The sequence below is a fragment of the Streptomyces sp. NPDC028331 genome, from assembly GCF_055565775.1.
The window spans coordinates 52,718-74,108 of record NZ_JBVHTR010000031.1 but is presented as its reverse complement, the minus strand read 5'-3'; the positions used below and the strand labels follow the sequence as shown (position 1 = coordinate 74,108).

General features: G+C 73.1%; 18 protein-coding genes and 1 pseudogene. 13 read left to right on the top strand and 6 right to left on the bottom strand.

Going from position 1 to position 21,391, the window contains the following annotated elements:
• Positions 1-25: 25 nt before the first annotated feature.
• Entirely contained in the window at positions 26-622 is a 597-nt protein-coding gene (locus tag ACZ4SW_RS33190) for a sugar O-acetyltransferase (protein WP_468252711.1), read from the bottom strand.
• Between the two features lie 376 nt (positions 623-998).
• Here ACZ4SW_RS33190 and ACZ4SW_RS33185 point away from each other — a divergent pair, with 376 nt between their 5' ends.
• The gene (locus tag ACZ4SW_RS33185; protein ID WP_468252764.1) at positions 999-1,913 is read left to right on the top strand and encodes a HipA family kinase; all 915 of its coding nucleotides are present in this window, start codon (positions 999-1,001) and stop codon (positions 1,911-1,913) included.
• On the top strand, positions 1,910-2,179 hold the full coding sequence (locus ACZ4SW_RS33180) for an Rdx family protein (protein WP_468252710.1): 270 nt from the start codon (positions 1,910-1,912) through the stop codon (positions 2,177-2,179). Before ACZ4SW_RS33185 ends, ACZ4SW_RS33180 begins: the two co-directional genes overlap by 4 nt.
• Positions 2,180-2,183: 4 nt before the next feature.
• Here ACZ4SW_RS33180 and aceB read toward each other — a convergent pair whose 3' ends face one another.
• Positions 2,184-3,806, bottom strand: coding sequence for a malate synthase A (gene aceB, locus ACZ4SW_RS33175; protein WP_468252708.1), 1,623 nt, complete (start codon positions 3,804-3,806; stop codon positions 2,184-2,186).
• 314 nt (positions 3,807-4,120) lie between these two features.
• Positions 4,121-4,720, bottom strand: coding sequence for a nucleotidyltransferase family protein (locus ACZ4SW_RS33170; RefSeq protein ID WP_468252707.1), 600 nt, complete (start codon positions 4,718-4,720; stop codon positions 4,121-4,123).
• A 169-nt stretch (positions 4,721-4,889) separates the two neighbouring features.
• Between ACZ4SW_RS33170 and ACZ4SW_RS33165 the strand changes: the two genes are divergently transcribed.
• Complete coding sequence (locus ACZ4SW_RS33165; protein WP_468252706.1) at positions 4,890-5,210, top strand: DUF5955 family protein; 321 nt, start codon at positions 4,890-4,892, stop codon at positions 5,208-5,210.
• A 27-nt stretch (positions 5,211-5,237) separates the two neighbouring features.
• Here the strand turns inward: ACZ4SW_RS33165 and ACZ4SW_RS33160 are convergent, their stop codons facing one another.
• Positions 5,238-6,044: an IclR family transcriptional regulator gene (locus tag ACZ4SW_RS33160; RefSeq protein WP_468252704.1), complete on the bottom strand. Its 807-nt coding sequence runs from the start codon at positions 6,042-6,044 to the stop codon at positions 5,238-5,240.
• A gap of 233 nt (positions 6,045-6,277) precedes the next feature.
• On the opposite strand from ACZ4SW_RS33160, the gene allB reads away from it, so the two are divergent.
• The 4 genes from allB (at position 6,278) to ACZ4SW_RS33140 (ending at position 10,475) form a co-directional block, all read left to right on the top strand.
• The gene (gene allB, locus ACZ4SW_RS33155) at positions 6,278-7,666 is read left to right on the top strand and encodes an allantoinase AllB (protein ID WP_468252703.1); all 1,389 of its coding nucleotides are present in this window, start codon (positions 6,278-6,280) and stop codon (positions 7,664-7,666) included.
• Between the two features lie 5 nt (positions 7,667-7,671).
• Positions 7,672-8,802 carry an allantoicase gene (gene alc, locus ACZ4SW_RS33150; RefSeq protein WP_468252701.1) on the top strand — a complete coding sequence of 377 codons (1,131 nt, stop codon included), beginning with the start codon at positions 7,672-7,674 and terminating at the stop codon, positions 8,800-8,802.
• 213 nt (positions 8,803-9,015) lie between these two features.
• The gene (locus ACZ4SW_RS33145; protein ID WP_468252700.1) at positions 9,016-9,834 is read left to right on the top strand and encodes an AIM24 family protein; all 819 of its coding nucleotides are present in this window, start codon (positions 9,016-9,018) and stop codon (positions 9,832-9,834) included.
• Between the two features lie 245 nt (positions 9,835-10,079).
• Positions 10,080-10,475, top strand: a complete 396-nt coding sequence (locus ACZ4SW_RS33140; RefSeq protein WP_468252698.1) for a guanyl-specific ribonuclease — start codon at positions 10,080-10,082, stop codon at positions 10,473-10,475.
• A gap of 343 nt (positions 10,476-10,818) precedes the next feature.
• Here ACZ4SW_RS33140 and ACZ4SW_RS33135 read toward each other — a convergent pair whose 3' ends face one another.
• Positions 10,819-11,829: a Gfo/Idh/MocA family protein gene (locus ACZ4SW_RS33135; RefSeq protein ID WP_468252697.1), complete on the bottom strand. Its 1,011-nt coding sequence runs from the start codon at positions 11,827-11,829 to the stop codon at positions 10,819-10,821.
• A gap of 100 nt (positions 11,830-11,929) precedes the next feature.
• Between ACZ4SW_RS33135 and ACZ4SW_RS33130 the strand changes: the two genes are divergently transcribed.
• From ACZ4SW_RS33130 to ACZ4SW_RS33105, 6 genes and pseudogenes are all read left to right on the top strand, one after another.
• Positions 11,930-12,694, top strand: coding sequence for a GntR family transcriptional regulator (locus tag ACZ4SW_RS33130; RefSeq protein WP_468252695.1), 765 nt, complete (start codon positions 11,930-11,932; stop codon positions 12,692-12,694).
• Positions 12,695-12,799: 105 nt separating this feature from the next.
• Positions 12,800-13,057, top strand: a pseudogene (locus ACZ4SW_RS33125) (ATP-binding cassette domain-containing protein); the annotation flags it as partial.
• A 168-nt stretch (positions 13,058-13,225) separates the two neighbouring features.
• The gene (locus ACZ4SW_RS33120) at positions 13,226-14,368 is read left to right on the top strand and encodes an ROK family glucokinase (RefSeq protein ID WP_468252694.1); all 1,143 of its coding nucleotides are present in this window, start codon (positions 13,226-13,228) and stop codon (positions 14,366-14,368) included.
• Positions 14,365-14,952, top strand: coding sequence for a sugar kinase (locus tag ACZ4SW_RS33115; protein ID WP_468252692.1), 588 nt, complete (start codon positions 14,365-14,367; stop codon positions 14,950-14,952). Before ACZ4SW_RS33120 ends, ACZ4SW_RS33115 begins: the two co-directional genes overlap by 4 nt.
• Positions 14,953-15,103: 151 nt before the next feature.
• On the top strand, positions 15,104-17,947 hold the full coding sequence (locus tag ACZ4SW_RS33110) for a DEAD/DEAH box helicase (protein ID WP_468252690.1): 2,844 nt from the start codon (positions 15,104-15,106) through the stop codon (positions 17,945-17,947).
• 452 nt (positions 17,948-18,399) lie between these two features.
• Positions 18,400-20,439, top strand: a complete 2,040-nt coding sequence (locus ACZ4SW_RS33105; RefSeq protein ID WP_468252688.1) for an SWIM zinc finger family protein — start codon at positions 18,400-18,402, stop codon at positions 20,437-20,439.
• A gap of 34 nt (positions 20,440-20,473) precedes the next feature.
• Here ACZ4SW_RS33105 and ACZ4SW_RS33100 read toward each other — a convergent pair whose 3' ends face one another.
• The gene (locus ACZ4SW_RS33100) at positions 20,474-21,367 is read right to left on the bottom strand and encodes a helix-turn-helix domain-containing protein (protein ID WP_468252687.1); all 894 of its coding nucleotides are present in this window, start codon (positions 21,365-21,367) and stop codon (positions 20,474-20,476) included.
• Positions 21,368-21,391 lie beyond the last annotated feature (24 nt).

Below are 21,391 nucleotides of genomic sequence, written 5' to 3'. Positions count from 1 at the left end.
CGGCCTCCACATCGACGCCCTGATGTCAGGCGGTACGTGTGGTGAGGTCCTCGTCCGTGATGGGGCGGACCACCCGGCAAGGGGTTCCGACCGCGACGGTCATCGGGGGAATGCTGCGACTGACGACGCTGCCGGCGCCGATGACCGAGCCGTATCCGATGCGAACGCCGGGCAGGACCACGGCGTTGCTGCCGATCCACACCTTGTCCTCGATCACGATCGGTTCCGAGAACCGTCCGAAGTCAGCCCGTCGTGAGGGATGCACTGGGTGTCCCGTCGTGGTCAGTGTCACGCTGGGGGCGATCATGACACCGTCACCTATGCGGATGTCCACATCGTCGACGAACGTGAGGTTCACGTTCCCGAAGAAGTCGTCGCCGATGTGGACGTTGCTGCCGAACCCGGCGTGGAAAGGCGGCAGCAGCACCGTGCGTTCACCGACCGAGCCGAAGATCGCGACGAGCAGCGATCGACGCTTGTCGGTTTCGCCCGGTGGCGTGTGGTTGTACTCGAAGATCTGCTCGGTGCGGCGCCGAGGGGCCTGGAAGGCGGCTTCCGACTCGGTGTAGACCAGCCCCTTGGCGATCCGGGCCAGGACTTCTTCCTCGTGAGCAGGCGTCACAGGGGAACGCTCCCTTCGTCCAACCTCTCGAGCGCAGGCCCGGCGCGCCGCGGTCGACCGCGCGCATTCAGAGCGTACGTGCACCGCGAAGGGACCGTGATCCGTTTCGGAACCGGTGAAGACGTGACGCCCGCACGATGGCTCGGGCATTCCTCCCCGGCTGTCACGCTTGGTTACTATGCTCACTTCATGCGGGAGGCCGGAAGCAAGGGGCGCGGCGTCATTGTCGGACTGCTGGGGAGAACGGGAGACGAGCATGCCGGCCGGCCGAAACTCGCCGGATTCTCCCCAGGGCTGAGCGGGGAGGTTCCCGGATTCCCACCGCGTTGGAGCGTGCCATGAAATGTAGGACAATCGAGCTGTGGGGCCTTTGAAGATGCTGAGAGAGGTCGCCGCCACCCGCTACATCGAACCCCTCCGCTCCGGCGGCTCCGTCCCCGGAATCGTCGAGGCCGACGACCTGGGCACCTACGTCGTGAAGTTCACGGGCTCCGCGCAGGGCACCAAGGCCCTGGTCGCCGAGGTGATCGTGGGGGAGCTGGGGCGCCGGCTCGGGTTGCGCGTACCCGAACTGGTCCTCGCCCACTTCGACCCGGCGCTCGGCGCGCAGGAACCGCACCAGGAGGTACGCGACCTGCTGAACGCCAGCCCCGGCCTCAACCTCGGCATGGACTACCTGCCGGGCGGCCGGGACTTCACCCCCGAGGTCGCCCAGGTCTTCCCCGTCGACCCGGTGGAGGCCGGCCGGATCATCTGGCTCGACGCCCTGACCGTGAACGTGGACCGCACGGTGCACAGCTCCAACCTCATGGTCTGGCCCACGTTCGGCACCGCACCCCCGCGACTGTGGCTGATCGACCACGGCGCCGCGCTCGTCTTCCACCACCGCTGGGACGCCTCCGCACCCGAGAAGGCCTACGACTTCCGCCACCACGCCCTCGGCCACTTCGCCCCGGACATGCGGGCCGCCGAGGACGCCCTCGCGCCGCTCGTCACCGAGGAACTGCTGCGCGAGGTCACCGAGGAGGTTCCGGACGCCTGGCTGACGGGCGAGCCGGGGTTCGCCACGCCCGGCGACGTCCGTGACGCCTATGTGGACTACCTCTCGGCCCGGGTCAAGGCGTCGGAGACGTGGCTGCCCACCGACTTCCCCACCCAGGAGGAGCGCGCCGCCGAGGAGGCCCGGCGCGCGGCGCGGACACGGCAAGGCCGGCCGGACTGGCTCAAGCGGGTCCCGGACCTGCACGGCCAACCGGCCGCGGAACAGGATTGGTCGGTGCATCTGGGATGACCCACCGCGTCCAGATCGAGTACTGCACCCGGTGCCGCTGGCTGCCCCGGGCGGCCTGGCTGGCGCAGGAACTGCTGACCACGTTCGAGTCGGAGCTGACCGAGCTGTCGCTCAAGCCCGGTACCGGCGGTGTGTTCGTCGTCCGGGTGAACGACGAGGTGGTGTGGGACCGGCGCGAGCAGGGGTTCCCGGAGCCGACCGCCGTGAAGCAGCTCGTACGCGACCGAGTGGCCCCGGGGAAGCCCCTGGGCCACTCGGAGAGGTGAGACCTCAGCCCTCGAGCTGCTCGTACGCGGGCAGCGTCAGGAAGTCCGCGTAGTCCTCGTCCAAGGCGACCTTCAGCAGCAGGTCGTGGGCCTGCTGCCAGCGGCCGGCCGCGAACGCCTCCTCGCCGAGCTCCGCCCTGATGTTCCCGAGTTCCTCCGCGGCGACCTCGCGGGCCAGGTCGGCGGTGACCCGCTCGCCGTTGTCGAGGACGACACCCGCGTTGATCCACTGCCAGATCTGCGAGCGGGAGATCTCCGCGGTGGCGGCGTCCTCCATCAGGTTGAAGATGGCGACCGCGCCGAGGCCGCGCAGCCAGGCCTCGATATAACGGATGCCGACCTGGACGGCGTTGACCAGGCCCGCGTACGTCGGCTTGGCGTCGAGGGAGTCGACGGCGATCAGATCGGCCGCCTTGACGTCGACGTCCTCGCGCAGCCGGTGCTTCTGGTTCGGCCGGTCGCCGAGGACCTTGTCGAAGGACTCCATCGCGATCGGGACCAGGTCGGGGTGGGCGACCCAGGAGCCGTCGAAGCCGTCGTTCGCCTCGCGGTCCTTGTCGGCGCGGACCTTCTCGAAGGCGACCTTGTTGACCTCCGGGTCCCTGCGGGAGGGGATGAACGCGGCCATGCCGCCGATCGCGTGCGCGCCGCGCTTGTGGCAGGTGCGCACGAGGAGTTCGGTGTACGCGCGCATGAACGGGGCGGTCATCGTCACCGCGTTGCGGTCCGGGAGGACGAACTTCGGCCCGCCGTCGCGGAAGTTCTTCACGATGGAGAACAGGTAGTCCCAGCGGCCCGCGTTCAACCCGGAGGCGTGGTCGCGCAGTTCGTAGAGGATCTCCTCCATCTCGTACGCCGCCGTGATCGTCTCGATCAGGACCGTGGCGCGGATGGTGCCCTGCGGGATGCCGAGGTGGTCCTGGGCGAAGACGAAGACGTCGTTCCAGAGGCGGGCCTCCAGGTGCGACTCGGTCTTCGGCAGGTAGAAGTACGGCCCCTTGCCGAGGTCGAGCAGACGCCGGGCGTTGTGGAAGAAGTACAAGCCGAAGTCGACGAAGGCGCCGGGGACCGGCTGCCCGTCGACCCGGAGGTGACGCTCGTTCAGGTGCCAGCCGCGCGGGCGCATGACGACCGTCGCCAGCTCCTCGTTCGGGCGCAGAGCGTACGACTTGCCGGTCGCCGGGTCGGTGAAGTCGATGTTCCGGGTGTAGGCGTCGATCAGGTTGAGCTGGCCGAGGACCACGTTCTCCCAGGTGGGAGCGGAGGCGTCCTCGAAGTCGGCGAGCCACACCCGGGCACCCGAGTTGAGGGCGTTGATGGTCATCTTGCGGTCGGTGGGTCCGGTGATCTCCACCCGGCGGTCGTCGAGGGCCTCCGGTGACGGGGCCACCCGCCAGGTGTCGTCCGCGCGAATCGCGGCGGTCTCGGGCAGGAAGTCCAGCGTGGAGGTGCGGGCGATCTCGGCACGGCGCTCCGCGCGGCGGGCCAGCAGCTCGTCGCGGCGCGGAGTGAACCGCCGGTGCAGCTCGGCCACGAAGGCGAGCGCCGCGTCCGTGAGGACCTCCTCCTGCCGGGGCAGGGGCTCGGCGTCGACGATGGCCGCCGGGGACGGCGCTGGTGCGGACATGAGGCTGTCACTTCCTTCGGCGAGCTGACATCAGGGCGTCGCGGCACCGCGTGCCAGGGGCCCCGTACGCGGTCGGCGGCGCCTGGGGAACGGTCGAGCGCTTCTGGAAAATGGATACTAGTTTCCTCATGGTGGAAGTTCAATGGTCTGCTGTCGACGTCGGGGTTCTCCGGGGCGAGACGACGTGGCGCTCGGTTCCGTCCCGTTCATGTCGTCCCGCTCGCTCGAGGTGCGCCGGGTCGGTCGTCCCGTTCACCGAGGTGCGCCGGGTCGGTCGTCCCGTTCACCGAGGTGCGCCGGGTCCGCCGTCCTGGTCACTCGAGGTGCGCCAGGTCCGCCGCCGTGTCGATGTCGTACGCCTGTGCAACGTCCCCGCACTCGACCAGCGTGAGCGCGTCGGCGTGCGCCTTCAGATAGGCGCGTGCCCCGCGGTCGCCGGTCGCCGCCCGCGCGACACCGGCCCAGTGGGCCGAGCCCAGCAGAACCGGATGCCCGCGCACCCCCGCGTACGCGGCCGACGCCAGCGACTCCTCGTCCCGGAACGCCGACAGCACGCGGGTCACCGCCTCCGGTCCGATGCCGGGCTGGTCGACGAGCAGGACCAGGGCCGCCCGTGCGTCCGTCCCGGCGAGCGACGCGAGCCCGGCCCGCAGCGAGGAGCCCATGCCCTCGTCCCAGTCCGGGTTGTCCACCAGGACACAGCCGGCGAGGTCGGCACGCTCCCGCACGACGGCGGCCGCCGCCCCCAGTACCACGTGGACACGGCCGCATCCGGCCGCGCGCAGCACTCCCGCCGCGTGCTCGACCAGCGGTCGCCCCCGGTGCCCGAGCAGCGCCTTGGGCCGTCCGCCGAGCCGCCGTCCACCGCCGGCCGCGAGCAGCAGCCCGGCGATCCGCCCTTCCTCGCCCGTCATACGTCCTGCATACCTGACCCCGTGCCGGCCGCGCCGTTTCCAGGGGCTGAATTTCGGTCCACACGGTGGCGCCCGGCGCGCCCGGTGGCGTTTACTGGCCCGCGTCCCCGGCGCCCGACCACGCGCGGGGCGCCGGGGGACGTACGAGCACAACGGCGTTTCGAGGGGGATGGCTGTGGTGCGGAGCTTGGGACAGAGGCCAGTGACCGGCAGCGAAGAGGATCCCAGAGTGGCGGAACTGCGGACCGCCGTGTCCCGGCTGCGCCGTGAACTCGCCGCACACCCGGCCGAGTTCCCCGATCGGGCCGTAGCCGAGGACGAGCTGGCCGCACTCGCCGCGATGGCCACGGGCGGCACCCCCGAGATCCCCCGCCTGCGCCGCTCCCTGCTGCTGATCGCGGGATCGATCGGCTCGGTCAGCGCCCTGGCGAGGGGGCTGACGGAGGTCCGCGAAGCGGTGGAACTGTTCGGGGAGCCGCCGCGCGGCTAAGAGGGCCGTGTGCGGTGCCGGGGCGGCTCAGGCGGCCGGGCCGCCCGAGGCCGCCAGTGTCCGGGACAGTTCCGCCGCCACCTGCTGCAGCACCGGCACGATCCGTTCCGTCGCCGCCTCGGTGACGCGGCCCGCCGGTCCCGAGATGGAGATCGCGGCGGCCGTGGGGGAGCCGGGTACGGACACCGCGAGGCACCGGACCCCTATCTCCTGCTCGTTGTCGTCGACCGCGTACCCGAGCCGGCGCACCTCCTCCAGCGCGGCGAGGAACGCCTCCGGCGTGGTGATCGTCCTGTCGGTCGCCGCCGGCATGCCCGTACGGGCGAGCAGGGCGCGCACCTCCTCGTCCGGCGTGTTCGCCAGCAGCGCCTTGCCCACGCCCGTGGAGTGCGGCAGGACCCTCCGGCCCACCTCGGTGAACATCCGCATCGAGTGCTTGGACGGCACCTGCGCCACGTACACGATCTCGTCCCCGTCGAGCAGGGCCATGTTCGCGGTCTCGCCGGTCTCCTCCACCAGGCGCGCCAGGTGCGGCCGGGCCCAGGTGCCGAGCAGCCGGGACGCCGACTCGCCGAGCCGGATCAGCCGGGGGCCGAGCGCATAGCGGCGGTTGGGCTGCTGCCGCACGTAGCCGCAGGCCACCAGGGTGCGCATCAGGCGGTGGATCGTGGGCAGCGGCAGCCCGCTGGTCGCGGACAGCTCGCTCAGGCCGACCTCGCCGCCCGCGTCCGCCATCCGCTCCAGCAGGTCGAAGGCGCGCTCGAGGGACTGGACACCACCGCTCCCGGCGGACTTGACGGGGGCGTCGCTGGCGCTGGACGTCGACCTCGGCACGGCGCGATCCTTTCGCATGCGTTCTGCTTGACGGAAGTTTAATTCCGCTAAGCGGAAAGGTCCAGGGTCGGTCGATGGCCCGTGCACGAGGCTGTCACGGGGAATAGTGCCCTTGACGGCGCGGGTGCGGGAGGGAAGACTCCTTCAACAGAACGTTGAATTCCGTTACGCGGATGTAAATCCCGTCATCCGGAACTCGACCGGAGGCAGGGCAACGGCAGAGAGGGGCCCGGGTGTCCGACGCTGAACTGGTGCTGCGCTCCACGCGCGTCATCACCCCCGAGGGCATGTGCGCCGCGTCGGTCGCCGTCGCCGGGGGCACGATCACGGCCGTCCTGCCGTACGACGCCGCCGTACCGGCCGGGGCCCGCCTGGAGGACCTGGGCGACGACGTGCTGCTGCCCGGCCTCGTCGACACGCACGTGCACATCAACGACCCGGGCCGCACCGAGTGGGAGGGCTTCTGGACCGCCACCCGCGCTGCGGCGGCCGGCGGCATCACCACCCTGATCGACATGCCGCTCAACTCGCTGCCGCCGACCACGACGGTCGACCACCTCCGCGTCAAACAGGACGTCGCGTCCGCGAAGGTCCATGTCGACGTCGGCTTCTGGGGCGGCGCGCTCCCCGGCAACGTCAAGGACCTCAGGCTGCTGCACGACGCCGGCGTGTTCGGCTTCAAGGCGTTCCTGTCGCCGTCGGGCGTGGACGAGTTCCCGCACCTCGACCAGGAGCAACTGGGCCGCTCCCTGGCCGAGATCGCCGGATTCGGCGGTCTGCTGATCGTGCACGCGGAGGACCCGCGCCACCTCGCCGCCGCCCCGCAGCAGGGCGGTCCCCGGTACGCGGACTTCCTCGCCTCCCGGCCCCGGCGCGCGGAGGACACCGCCATCGCGTCCCTCATCGCCCGGGCGAAACAGTTCGACGCGCGCGTGCACGTGCTGCACCTGTCCTCCGGCGACGCCCTGCCGCTGATCGCCGCCGCCAAGGCGGAGGGCGTACGGATCACGGTGGAGACCTGCCCGCACTACCTCACCCTGACCGCCGAGGAAGTCCCGGACGGCGCCAGCGAGTTCAAGTGCTGCCCGCCCATCCGCGAGGCCGCCAACCAGGACCTGCTGTGGCAGGCGCTGGCGGACGGCACGATCGACTGCGTCGTCACCGACCACTCCCCGTCGACGGCCGACCTGAAGACCGACGACTTCGCGACCGCCTGGGGCGGCATCTCAGGCCTGCAACTGAGTCTGGCGGCGGTGTGGACCGAGGCGCGCAAGCGGGGGCACGGCCTCGAGGACCTGGTCCGCTGGATGTCCCGGCGCACGGCGGCCCTCGCGGGCCTGGACCGCAAGGGCGCCATCGAGCCGGGCCGTGACGCGGACTTCGCCGTGCTCGCGCCCGAGGAGACCTTCACCGTGGACCCGGCGGCCCTCCAGCACCGCAACCGGGTCACCGCGTACGCGGGCAGGACGCTGTACGGCGTCGTCAGATCCACCTGGCTGCGCGGCGAACGCATCATGGCGGACGGCGAGTTCACCGAACCGAAGGGGCGACTGCTCCGCAGGACCGACTGCACCGCGCCGACTCCCGCGCCCGCAGCGGCCGGCACCGAAGGGAACAACTGATCACCGTGACGGCGCAGCATCAACCAGGTCGGACGGCCTTCACCGGCGACGCGAACCCCTACCGGGGCGGAGACCCGTACGCGGACTACCGCACCGCCGACTTTCCCTTCACCCGGTACGCCGACCTCGCCGACCGCCGGCTCGGGGGCGCTGTCGTCGCCGCCAACGACGAGTTCTTCGCCGAGCGCGAGAACCTTCTCCTGCCCGGGCGCGCCGAGTTCGACCCCGAGCACTTCGGGCACAAGGGCAAGGTCATGGACGGCTGGGAGACGCGCCGCCGCCGTGGCGCCTCGGCCGAGCACCCCTGGCCCGCGCAGGACGACCACGACTGGGCGCTGGTACGCCTCGGCGCACCCGGTGTCGTACGGGGCATCGTCGTCGACACGGCCCACTTCCGCGGCAACCACCCGCAGGCGGTGTCCGTCGAGGGCGCGTCCGTCGCCGGCTCCCCGTCCCCGCGGGAACTGCTCGGGGGCGACGTGAAGTGGACGACGCTGGTGCCGCGCACCCCGGTCGGCGGCCACGCGGCCAACGGCTTCGAGGTGGACGTGGCGCAGCGCTTCACCCACCTGAAGGTCAACCAGCATCCCGACGGCGGCATCGCGCGCCTGCGCGTGTACGGCGAGGTCGTGCCGGACCCGGCATGGCTGGAGGTGCTGGACACCTTCGACGTGGTGGCCCTGGAGAACGGGGGCCAGGTGGAGGGCGCCTCGGACCTGTTCTACTCGCCCGCCACCAACACCATCCAGCCGGGCCGCTCCCGGAAGATGGACGACGGCTGGGAGACGCGGCGCCGTCGCGACCGGGGCCACGACTGGATCCGCTACCGGCTGGCGGCGCAGGCGCGGATCCGGGCGGTCGAGATCGACACGGCGTACCTGAAGGGCAACGCGGCGGGCTGGGCCTCGCTGTCGGTCAGGGACGGAGAGGACGGCGACTGGCGCGAGATCCTCCCGCGCACCCGCCTCCAGCCCGACACCAACCACCGCTTCGCCCTGCCGTCCCCGGCGATCGGCACGCACGCGCGCGTGGACATCTTCCCGGACGGCGGCATCTCCCGGCTGCGCCTGCACGGTTCCCTGACGGAGGAGGGCGCCTCACACCTGAGGGCACGCCATCGGGAACTGGGCGGCTGAGGCCTTCCGGGGCGCGTCGGGGACACGGCCTGTACGGTGCCGGTCCGGTGCTGGGTGGACCCGGCCCGCGCCAGCCTCTCGCGGATCCCGGCCCGGCGCCGATCCACCGCCTGCCGGGCTCTGCGCCGCCGGTCCGGCCCGGCCCGGGACCCTGTGCGACACCGGCCTGGGGCGGGCCGGAACTCTCCGCCCCGCCCATCGCGTTCTCCCCACGTGACTCTTCAGCAAGAAATCGTCGGCAACGCCATGCAGATGGCGGTCGTGAACCTGTACCCCGGCCAGACCGTGTACTGCGAGGCGGGCAAGTTCCTCTTCAAGACCACGAACGTCACCATGGAGACCCGCCTGTCCGGCCCGTCCAACAGCGGCGGCCAGCCCCAGGGCGGAGCTGGTGGCGGCGGCATGGGCGGCTTCCTGCGCCAGGCCATGGGCACCGCCATGCAGGTCGGGCAGCGTGCGCTCGCGGGCGAGAGCCTGGCGTTCCAGTACTTCACGGCACAGGGCGGCGAGGGCACCGTGGGCTTCGCGGGCGTGCTGCCCGGAGAGATGCGGGCGCTGGAACTCGACGGCACGCGGGCGTGGTTCGCGGAGAAGGACGCGTTCGTGGCCGCCGAGTCCACCGTCGACTTCGGCATCGCCTTCGCCGGCGGCCGCACCGGCATGAGCGGCGGCGAGGGTTTCATCCTGGAGAAGTTCACCGGGCACGGCACCGTGATCATCGCCGGCGCGGGCAATTTCATCGACCTCAACCCCGCCGACTTCGGCGGTCGTATCGAGGTCGACACCGGCTGCGTCGTCGCCTTCGAGGAGGGCATCCAGTACGGCGTCCAGCGCGTCGGCGGCCTCAACCGCCAGGGGCTGATGAACATGGTCTTCGGCGGCGAGGGACTGTCCCTGGCCACCCTCGAGGGCAACGGCCGCGTCATCCTGCAGTCCCTCACCATCGAGAGCCTCGCCAACGCTCTGAAGAAGGCGCAGGGAGGCGACAAGCAGGGGCCGACGGGTGGACTGTTCTCGACGAACGTCGGGTGATCCGATGAGTTCCCGGTGCCGGCCGGGTCCCGGCTCATGACGGCGGACCCCGCCCGAGAAGGAGGGCACCCGACAGGGGCGGGTCCTCCGGGCCGCCGACGGACGGCTGAGCGCCGCGTCCGTCTCCGCCCGTCGCCGGGTCGCCCGGCGGCGGGTTAACTCGCCGAGAACAGATGGCACTTGAGCGGGAAACTCTCGCTGATTGTCATTGACATGCCATGATCTACGCGCGTCATCATGCCACCATGAAAACCCCCACACGCGCCATGCGCACCGGCGCCGCAGCCGCGCTCCTGTCCGCCCTCCTCCTGGGCGGCACCGTCTCCGCCACCACGGCGGACGCCGCCGCCACCTCCGTCGGCAGCATCTGCTACAGCGACCTGCCGTCCCAGGCGTACGACACGCTCGACCTGATCGACCAGGGCGGCCCCTTCCCGTACTCGCAGGACGGCACGGTCTTCTCCAACCGCGAAGGCGTGCTGCCCCGGCAGCCCTCCGGCTACTACCACGAGTACACCGTCATCACGCCCCGCTCCTCCACGCGCGGCGCCCGCCGCATCGTCACGGGCGAGGACTACCAGGAGGACTACTACACCTCGGACCACTACGCCACGTTCAACCTGATCGACTTCGGCTGCTGACCGCACACTCATCCGCCTCGCCCCGCGCACCGCTCTCCCCGGCGGCCGCGGGGCGAGCCGCACCCGGCGCAGGTCCGGCACCGGGACGGCCGGGGGCGGTGGACGCCTCGTGGCCCGGCGTGGCGGTGCGGTCCCGTTCCCCGGCGCGTACCCGGGGCGGTGGACGCCTCGTGGCCCGGCGTGGCGGTGCGGTCCCGTTCCCCGGCGCGTACCCGGGGCGGTGGACGCCTCGTGGCCCGGCGTGGCGGTGCGGTCCCGTTCCCCGGCGCGTACCCGGGGCGGTGGACGCCTCGCGGCCCGGCGTGGCGGTGCGGTCCCGTTCCCCGGCGCGCACCCGGAGCGGTCAGTCGCGGGCGCCCGGGATCTCCCCGAGGTTCACCGGGCGGCGCTCCCGGCGGGACAGTTCGCAGGCCTCCGCGATGCGCAGGGCCTGCAGCGCCTCCCGGCCGTCGCAGGGATTGGCACGCTCACCGCGCACCACCTCGACGAACGCCGTCACCTCGGCCTGGTACGCGGGCGCGAACCGCTCCAGGAACCCCGTCCACGGCTTGTCCGCGGGCGGCGGGCCGGCGGGCTCGGTGGACGCGATCGGCGTGCGGTCGTCGAGGCCCACCGCGACCGTGTCCAGCTCGCCGGCCAGCTCCATGCGCACGTCGTAGCCGGCACCGTTCGTGCGCGTCGCCGTCGCCGTGGCGAGCGTGCCGTCCTCCAGCGTGAGCACGGCCGCCGCCGTGTCGACGTCGTTCGCCTCCCGGTACATCGCCCCGCCCGCGTCGGACCCCGTCGCGTACACCTCGACCACCTCGCGGTCGGTCACCCAGCGCAGGATGTCGAAGTCGTGGATGAGGCAGTCCCGGAAGATGCCTCCCGAGACCGTCAGGTACGCGGCCGGCGGTGGTGCCTGGTCGGCCGACAGCGCGCGGACCGTGTGCAGCCGCCCGAGCCGGCCCGAGCGCACGGCCTCCCGCGCCGCCGTGTAGCCCGCGTCGAACCGTCGCTGGAAACCCATCTGCAGCACCGTCCCGGCGGCGTCGACCTCGGCGAGCGCCGCCAGCGTCCCCGGCAGGTCCACCGCGATGGGCTTCTCGCAGAACACCGGGAGCCCGGAGCGCGCCGCCCGGCCGATCAGCTCGGCGTGCGCCGCGGTCGCCGCGGTGATGACCACCGCGTCCACGCCCCAGGTGAAGATCTCGTCCGTGCCGGGCGCCGCCGTCGCGCCCAGCCGGTCCGCGAGCCGATGGGCCCGGGCGGTGTCGACGTCCGTGATGATGAGCGAGCCGACCTCACGGTGGCGGTTGAGCGTGGCCGCGTGGTACGTCCCGATACGGCCCGCCCCGATGAGTCCGATGCGCATGGGTCCAACGTGGGCGCGTTCTCCCGCTGTGTCAATGCTTTGTCCGGACAACCGGACTACACAACTTCCCGTCAACAAGCACCGGAGCTACGCTCGCCCCGTGCCGAAACCAGATGGGGACCCCACCGTCCCGCTCCAGCTCAGCGTCGACCGGAGCAGTCCGGTGCCGCTCTACTTCCAGCTCGCCCAGCAGTTGGAGGCCGCGATCGAGCACGGCGAGCTGACGCCGGGCAGCCTGCTGGGCAACGAGATCGAACTGGCCGGACGGCTCGGCCTGTCGCGGCCCACCGTCCGGCAGGCGATCCAGTCCCTCGTCGACAAGGGCCTGCTCGTGCGCCGCCGGGGTGTCGGCACCCAGGTCGTGCACAGCCAGGTCAAACGCGGCCTGGAGCTGAGCAGCCTCTACGACGACCTGGAGGCGGCCGGGCAGCGTCCCGCGACCAGGGTCCTCCGCAACACCTTCACGCCCGCCTCCGCTGAGGTCGCCGCCGCGCTCGGCGTCCCCGAGGGCACGGAGGTGCACCAGGTCGAACGGCTGCGCCTCGCGCACGGCGAGCCGATGGCGTATCTGTGCAACTACCTGCCGACCGGGCTGTTCGATCTCGACAGCGACCAGTTGGAGGCCACCGGCCTCTACCGTCTGATGCGCGCCGCCGGCATCACCCTGCACAGCGCCCGGCAGTCCATCGGGGCCCGCGCCGCCGACCGCGTCGAGGGCGAACGGCTCGGTGAGCCCGAGGGCGCCCCGCTGCTCACCATGCAGCGCACCACGTTCGACGACACGGGCCGCGCCGTGGAGTTCGGCACCCACACCTACCGCGCCTCCCGCTACTCGTTCGAGTTCCAGCTCCTCGTACGCTCCTGAGCCGCCGGGGTGCGCCGCCCCACCCCGCGCCCGCCCCATCCCCCTGCCCCCTGCCTCTTCCGGGTCCCGTCACCACCCCACCCATGCCCTGACCTGCGGCGTCGATCAGTTCTGGGCGTCAAGCAGCCAGGTGTGGTCCTCACATACGTGGCCGCCGCACGGGACACAGGCCTGGGCGTTGTCTTCATCACCCACAACCCCCACTGCGGGTACCTGGCAAGCGACCGCTTCGTCCCCCTCAAACGCGGCAGGATGATCGCCGACCACGTGTGCGAGAAGATCACTCCGGAGGAGCTGACACGCCAGATCGCGGGAGGCGAGGAACCGGACGATCTGCGCCACGAGCTGGAACGCGCCCCGTGAGCGCGCCCCACAGGGCGCGGGGCTGCGACACCGCGCGGCAGCGTCCGCGTGGGCGCCGGCAACCGCAGCGCGTCGGCACTCCGCACCCGACCGTGGCCCGGCCGGGCCCCGGCGCAGCGAAGGGGCCCACGGTGCGGGCGGGCTCCGGCGTGCGGCAGAATCGGCCCGGTGAGCACCTACCGCGACTTCACCCACCGCGGCTCCGCCCGGGCCACCGTCCTGCGGACCGTCGGCACGCGCGAGCGCCGTTCCCATCTGTCGGCGCCGCGTGTCCCCACGGTCGGCATCGACATCGGCGGCACGAAGGTGATGGCCGGCGTCGTCGACGCCGACGGCAACATCCTGGAGAAGCTCCGCACCGAGACGCCCGACAAGTCCAAGAGCCCCAAGGTCGTCGAGGACACCATCGTCGAGCTCGTCCTGGACCTCTCCGACCGGCACGACGTGCACGCCGTCGGCATCGGCGCGGCCGGCTGGGTGGACGCGGACCGCAACCGCGTCCTGTTCGCCCCGCACCTGTCCTGGCGCAACGAGCCCCTGCGCGACCGTCTCGCCGAGCGGCTCGCCGTCCCCGTGCTGGTCGACAACGACGCCAACGCCGCCGCCTGGGCCGAGTGGCGCTTCGGCGCCGGCCGCGGCGAGGACCACCTGGTGATGATCACCCTGGGTACCGGCATCGGGGGCGCCATCCTGGAGGACGGCCAGGTCAAGCGCGGCAAGTACGGGGTCGCGGGCGAGTTCGGCCACATGCAGGTCGTGCCCGGCGGCCACCGCTGCCCGTGCGGCAACCGCGGCTGCTGGGAGCAGTACAGCTCCGGCAACGCCCTGGTCCGCGAGGCCAGGGAGCTGGCCGCCGCCGACTCCCCGGTCGCCTACGGGATCATCGAGCACGTCAAGGGCAACATCTCCGACATCACCGGCCCGATGATCACCGAGCTGGCGCGTGAGGGCGACGCCATGTGCGTCGAGCTGCTCCAGGACATCGGCCAGTGGCTCGGCGTCGGCATCGCCAACCTTGCGGCCGCCCTGGACCCGTCCTGCTTCGTGATCGGCGGCGGCGTCAGCGCGGCCGACGACCTGCTGATCGGCCCCGCCCGGGACGCCTTCAAGCGCCACCTCACCGGCCGCGGCTACCGCCCCGAGGCCCGCATCGCCCGCGCCCAGCTCGGCCCCGAGGCCGGCATGGTCGGCGCCGCGGACCTCGCCCGGCTCGTCGCCCGCCGCTTCCGGCGCGCCAACCGGCGCCGTGTGGAGCGGTACGAGCGCTACGAGCGCTACGCACAGTCCCGCACCACCAAGGGGCTGCTGTGACGGCAGCCGCCTCACTGCCGCGCCAGACCTCAGCCTCCGGTGAGCCGCCGCGTCCGCCGGAGGACCGGGGGCGCACGATCCGCCGCCGGGCGCTGACCCTGCTGATCATCGTGCTGCTCATCGGCGTGCCCGCCGGGTACCTGATCATCTCCGCGAACCAGTCCCGCAACAGCGGCAAGGACAAGGAGGACAAGTACTCGGCGACCGGCCTCGTCCCCGGGTGGCCCTCGCGTGTGCAGCGCCGCCTGTACCAGGTGTGGATCCCGTACGACGCGACGAAGGTCGCCTCGTACGAGACGAACAACTGGAAGACCAGCCGGCTCTACGTGCAGTTCACCACCAGCGACGACGGACTGAACCGGTTCCTGTGGACCCTCAAGGCCGACCGTTCCTCGCTGAAGAAGGACGACATCGCCATCAGCACGCGCGACCAGCACGTCGTCAGGTGGTCCTTCACGGGACAGGGCCCCTGGTACGGCCTGACCCACGCGCAGAAGAACCCGGCGCCCACCCTCGACGTCGTCGTGAACACGTCCCAGCCGCAGCACCCGACCGTGTACGTCGTGTCGCGGACCATTCCCTGACGGACCCCGGCGGACGATCCCCCCCACCGGTGATCCGCCCGCCCACCGCCCACCCGTCAAGCCCCGGCCCCCGGCCGGAGCCGATTGTCAGACCCCGCCCGTAGAGTCGAAGACGACTGACACGACCAGGTGGCGGGAGGTGACCGGACATATGGCGGAACAGGTGGCCGAGGCGGCCGCGCCCGGGCGGGCGCCCGCGTGGGAGAGGCTGGCCGCGGTCTTCCTGCCCGCACCGCTGCCGCGCCGGAGCCGCGTGGCCTTCTGGGACCCGGAGGGCGGCCCGCTGCCGTCGGACGGCACCGAGGACCCGACGGTCCGCACCGAGGACCTGACGGTCGTACGGCCGCACGGATCCGCAGCACGCAGAAGCACCGTGCCCGCCGTGACCCTGCCCCTCGCCGAGGCCCTGCCGCTGCTCGCCCGGGCCCGCCGTGCCCCCGCCGCCCACCCCGCCACCGCCTGCTGGGGCGCGGCCGCCCTGCACGCCCTGCGGCTCGTCGCGCGCGGCCGGCTGCTGCCCGGCCTCACCCCGGACGGACACGACGCATGGCGGGCCGGCCCCCTGGAGCCGGACGACATCACCCACCTCAGGGCCGTCGCCGCCGCCCTGCCCTACGAAGGCCATGCCGTCCCGCTCCCCGGCAAGGGCCCCCTGCTGCTGCCCGAGCCGGAGGCCCTCGTCCGGTCCTTCCTGGACGCCGTCGCGGACACCCTGCCGCGCACCCCCGCCGCCGCTCACACCGCTGGCAGGCCGTTCGCGGCCCGGGAGCCGCAGCGGCTGCCACAGGCGCACGAGTGGGCCGCCGAGGTCGCCGCGGGCATGGACGCGGGCGTGCGGATCTCCCTGCGCCTGGACCTGTCGGCGTACGACCTGTTCGACGAAGGGGAGGGAGCGGGCCGTGCCGGTGCGGCGATCGTGCAGGTGCACAGCCTCGCCGACCCGACGCTGGTCGTGGACGCGGCGGCACTGTGGGCCGGTGAGGCGGACGCGGCCTTCGGCCCCCGCGCCCGCGTGGACGCGGCCCTCGCGGTGCGCCGCGCGGCCCGGGTCTGGCCGCCGCTGGACCGGCTCGCCGAACAGGAGGTGCCGGACGTCCTGGCGCTGTCCGAGGCCGAGTTGAGCGACCTGCTGGGCGTCGCCGCCACCCGGCTGGGCGCGGCCGGGGTCGCGGTGCACTGGCCCCGGGACCTGGCACACGACCTGACCGCGACGGCGGTCGTACGGCCCGCGCCCGGCTCGGCGACCGACGGCACCGGCTTCATGGAGAGCGAGGAACTGCTGCGCTTCCGCTGGCAGTTGGCGCTCGGCGGCGATCCGCTCACCGAGGCCGAGATGGACGCCCTCGCGGAGGCCCACCGCCCGGTCGTCCGGCTGCGCGACCGGTGGGTGCTGGTCGACCCGGCGCTCGTCCGCAAGGCCCGCAAGCGGGAGTTGGGCCTGCTCGATCCGGTCGACGCGCTCGCCGTCGCCCTCACCGGGACCGCGGAGGTCGACGGCGAGACGGTGCAGGCCGTGCCGGTCGGCGCACTGGCCGCACTCCGGGACCGGCTCACGGCGGGCATCGGCCCGGTGGATCCGCCCCCGGGCCTCGCCGCCCGGCTGCGGGACTACCAACTGCGCGGTCTGGCCTGGCTGGACCTCATGACCTCGCTCGGCCTCGGCGGCTGCCTCGCCGACGACATGGGCCTCGGCAAGACGGTCACCGTCATCGCCCTGCATCTGCGCCGGGCACGCCGCGAGCCCACACTGGTGGTCTGCCCGGCGTCCCTGCTCGGGAACTGGCAGCGGGAGATCACCCGGTTCGCTCCCGGAGTCCCGGTCCGCCGCTTCCACGGCCCGGAGCGCACCCTGGACGACGTGGACGGCGGCTTCGTCCTGACCACCTACGGCACGATGCGCACGGCGGCCCCCCGGCTGGCCGAACAGTCCTGGGGCCTGGTCGTCGCCGACGAGGCACAGCACGTCAAGAACCCCTACTCCGCCACGGCCAAGGCGCTGCGCACGATCCCGTCTCCGGCCCGCGTCGCCCTCACCGGCACCCCCGTGGAGAACAACCTCTCCGAACTGTGGGCGCTGCTGGACTGGACGACCCCCGGACTCCTCGGCCCCCTGAAGTCCTTCCGCGCCCGCCACGCGCGGGCGGTGGAGAGCGGCGAGGACCCGCAGGCGGTGGAGCGGCTGGCCCGCCTGGTCCGCCCCTTCCTGCTGCGGCGGAAGAAGTCCGACCCGGGCATCGTTCCCGAACTCCCGCCCAAGACCGAGACGGATCACCCGGTGCCGCTCACCCGCGAGCAGGCCGCGCTCTACGAGGCGGTCGTACGGGAATCGCTGCTGGCGATCGGGACCGCGGAGGGCATCGCACGGCGGGGTCTGGTCCTGAAGCTCCTGAGCGCCCTCAAGCAGATCTGCGACCACCCGGCCCTGTATCTCAAGGAGGAGGCGGGGGCCACCGCGCGTCTCACCGCGCGCTCCGGCAAACTCGCCCTGCTGGACGAGCTGGTGGACACCCTGCTGTCCGAGGACGGCTCGGCGCTGGTCTTCACGCAGTACGTCGGCATGGCCCGCCTGATCACCACGCACCTGACCTCCCGAGCGGTGCCCGTCGACCTGCTGCACGGAGGTACGCCGGTGCCCGAGCGCGAGCGGATGGTGGACCGCTTCCAGAGCGGCGCGACCCCGGTCCTGGTGCTCTCCCTCAAGGCGGCGGGCACCGGCCTCAACCTCACCCGCGCGGGCCATGTCATCCACTTCGACCGCTGGTGGAACCCGGCGGTGGAGGAACAGGCCACGGACCGTGCGTACCGCATCGGCCAGACCCAGCCGGTCCAGGTCCACCGTCTGATCACGGAGGGCACGGTCGAGGACCGCATCGCGGAGATGCTCGAGGCCAAGCGCGCACTGGCGGACGCCGTCCTGGGCTCGGGCGAGTCGGCCCTCACGGAACTGACGGACCGTGAGCTGGCGGACCTGGTGTCGCTGAGGAGGACGGCATGAACGGGGCGAGCGCGGAACGCCCCTGGTCGGGCGGGGAGCAGGGCGGTGACGGCGCGCGGCGCCCGGCCGACGCGGCCCGCCGTGCACTGCGCGCGGCACGGGAGCGCGAGCGGATCGGTGGTGAGGCGGAAGACCCGAAGCCTCCGGCCGAGCCCCGGCCGCCGGCCGCGCCCGGGCCGTCCGTGGGGTCCGGGTCGTCCGTCGAGTCGGGGGAGCCTCCGGTCGGGTCCGGGTCGAGCGTCGAGTCGGGGGAGCCTCCGGTTGGGTCCGGGGTGTCCGTCGAGTCGGAGCAGCCTCCGGTCGGGTCCGGGTCGTCCATCGAGTCGGAGGAACCTACGGTCGGGTCTGGGCCGCCCGCCAAGTCCGAGCCGCACGCCGTGTCCGGGCCGTCCGCCGTGTCCGGGCCGTCCGCCGTGTCCGGGCCGTCCGCCAAGTCCGAGCAGCCTCCGATCGTGCCCGGGCCGTCCGGCGTGCCCGGGCCGTCTGTGGGGTCCGGGGCTTCCCCGGGACCCGGGGCTCCCGCCGAGGGAGCGGACGTCGCACTCCCCGAGTCGGAGCGGAAGCCGACGACGCCCCGGCCGGGCGATGCGGCGCGCGCGGCGCTGCGGCGGGCGAACGCGGAGCGCCGCAGCACCCGGCGGGCGGACGCGCCGGGGGAGGCGGAGCCGGCGGAGGCGCCGCAGGCCACACCCCCCTCGGGTCGTGCCCCGCAGGCCGCCACCCCCGCCGCACGGCCCGGTGACGCCGCACGCGAGGCGTTGCGGACTGCACGGAAGGAGGCGGAACGGGAACGCACGGAGAGCCCCGCCGGGGCGGCCAAGGCCCGCCGCCCGACCGACCGCCCGGGCGCGACCCGCTCCCAGAAGCCTCCGGCCGTCGCCGAGCCGTCCGGCACCGAGGAGTCCTCGGCCCCCCGTGGAACGGCCACCGCGCCGAGGCGGACGGGCACGAGCCCCCGCCGCGGCCCCCGTCCACCGGCGGGCGGCCGCCAGGTCCGGGACGTACGGACGCTCCTCGCCGACGCCTTCGAACCGCCTGCGTCGGCGGCACCACGGAGCGGGAGCGCGTCCACCGGGCGGAAGCCCGGCGAGCGGCACGGCGCGCCCTCCGGGCACGAGACCGCGAACCCGCCCGCACCGCCGCGGCAGGACACGCACGAACCGCCCCCCGGACCCCTCGGCACGCCGTCCGCCGCGCCCCCGGCCGCCCCCCGCTACCCGTCGTCCATGGCCGCCCCCGGGCGTGACGGCGAGCTGCGGCGCACCTTCGCCGCGCTCCCCACGCGTCCGGTGCGTGACCGCGACCGGTTCGCCGAGACCTGGTGGGGCGACGCCTGGGTCTCCGCGCTGGAGGAAGGGGCCCTCGACCCGGCGCGGCTGGCGCGGGGCAGGGCGTACGCGGGGCGGGGGAACGTGGACGCCATCACCGTCACCCCGGGGCTCGTGCTCGCCTACGTCCAGGGCAGCCGGCCCCGGCCGTACCGCGTGCAGGTGCGGTTGCGGACGTTCTCCGACGACGAGTGGGACCGTTTCCTGGACGCCGCCGCCGAGCGGCCCGCGCACATCGCCGCGCTGCTCGACAAACAGATGCCGCAGTCCCTCGCCGAGTGCGGAGTCCGCCTGCTCCCCGGCCCCGGCGACCTCGAACCCCGCTGCAGCTGCCCCGACTTCGGCCACCCCTGCAAGCACGCGGCCGCCGTCTGCTACCAGACGGCACGCCTCCTCGACCGGGACCCCTTCGTTCTGCTCCTGCTGCGCGGCCGCGGCGAGCGCGACCTGCTCGACGCCCTGTCCCGGCGCAACGCGGCCCGCGCTGCCCGGGCCGACCGGGCCCGAAAGCCCGCCCCCGTCCCCGGCATACGCGCCCGGGACGCCCTGGCCCACCGCACCCGTCCGCCGCTCCCCGCGCCCCTGCCCCCGCCCGCCCACCCCGAGCAGCCTCCGGTCTACCCGGACGCTCCCGGCGGTCCCGACTCGTTCGCCCTGGACCAGCTCGCCACGGACGCCGCCGCCCGCGCGCACGCCCTGCTGACCACCGGACACGACCCGGTCGCGGAGCTGACCCTGTGGCAGGACGCGGTACGGCTCGCCGCCGCCCGCCCCGGCTCGGGCCTCACCGCTGGAAGCCGGGCGCTGTACGCGTCGCTGGCCGCCGCCACCGGGCGGACACCGGCCGACCTGGCCCGGGCGGTCGCCGCCTGGCGGCAGGGCGGCAGGGCGGCCCTCGCCGTACTGGAGGAGCCCTGGGACCCGCCGGCCGGCCGCTTCGACCGCGCCCGCCCCCTGCTCCTGGCCGCGGACCTGCCCGCGTTCCGCCCCTGGCGCAACCGTCTCACCCACCCCGACGGCCATGCCCAGCTCCGCCTCGGCCAGGACGGCCTGTGGTACGCGTACGAGTCGGAACCCGGCCGTGACGACTGGTGGCCCCGAGGCACCCCCGACCCTGATCCGGTCGGCGCGCTGACCGGACTGGGGGCGCCGGGGGAGCGGTGAGGCGTCCGTCGCCCGGCGATCGGAACGCCGGTTGTCACTGACCGTGGTCGCTGCGCGACGAGGAGGCCGGCAGGTGCTGGTCGGCGGCCCAGGAGGCGAGGATGCGCAGCCGCTCGTGGGTGGGGGAGCCGGGTGCGGCGGTCCAGACGGTCAGGTGCTGGTCGGGATCGGTGTTGGCGGTGAGGGTGTCCCAGTCCAGGACGAGTTCGCCGACGACCGGGTGGTTGAGGGTCTTGGTGCCCACGGTGCGGGCGGCGACGCGGTGGTCGCCCCACCACTTGGCGAACTGCTCGTCGCGCGTGGACAGTTCACCGACCAGCTCGATCAGACGAGGGTCTTCGGGGTACTTGGCGGCCTCCATCCGCAGTTGCGCCACGGAGATCTGCGCGGAGGTCTCCCAGTCGGCATACAGCGTGCGCATCGCCGGCTCCGTGAACTGGATCCGCGGGTAGTTGCGGTGCTTCTCCGGGATGCGGGAGAAATCGATGACCAGGGCGGCGGCCAGCGCGTTCCAGGCCAGGATGTCCCCGCGCCGGCCCTGCACGATGGCCGGGGTGGCGGTGAGGTCGTCCAGGACTCGCTGGAGCTGCGGCTGGACCTGCTGCCTGCCGCGGCGCCGCGTGCGGACGGTGGTCTTGCCCGCGAGCTGGAAGAGATAGCCCCGCTCGTCGTCGTCCAGATGGAGGACGCGGGCGAGGGTGTCCAGCACGGGAGCGGACGCCTGCATACGGCCCTGCTCGAGCCTGGTGTAGTAGTCGGTGCTGATCGAGGCGAGCTGGGCGACCTCCTCACGGCGCAGACCGGCCACCCGGCGGGGCCCGCCCGTCTCCGGCAGTCCGACCGTGCGCGGGCTCAGCTCAGAGCGGCGCTTCTTGAGGAATTCTCCCAGCTCATTGAGGGGAATGCTCTCGGTCATGAGACCCAGCATGGCACCGATCGTGCCCCGGCAAGG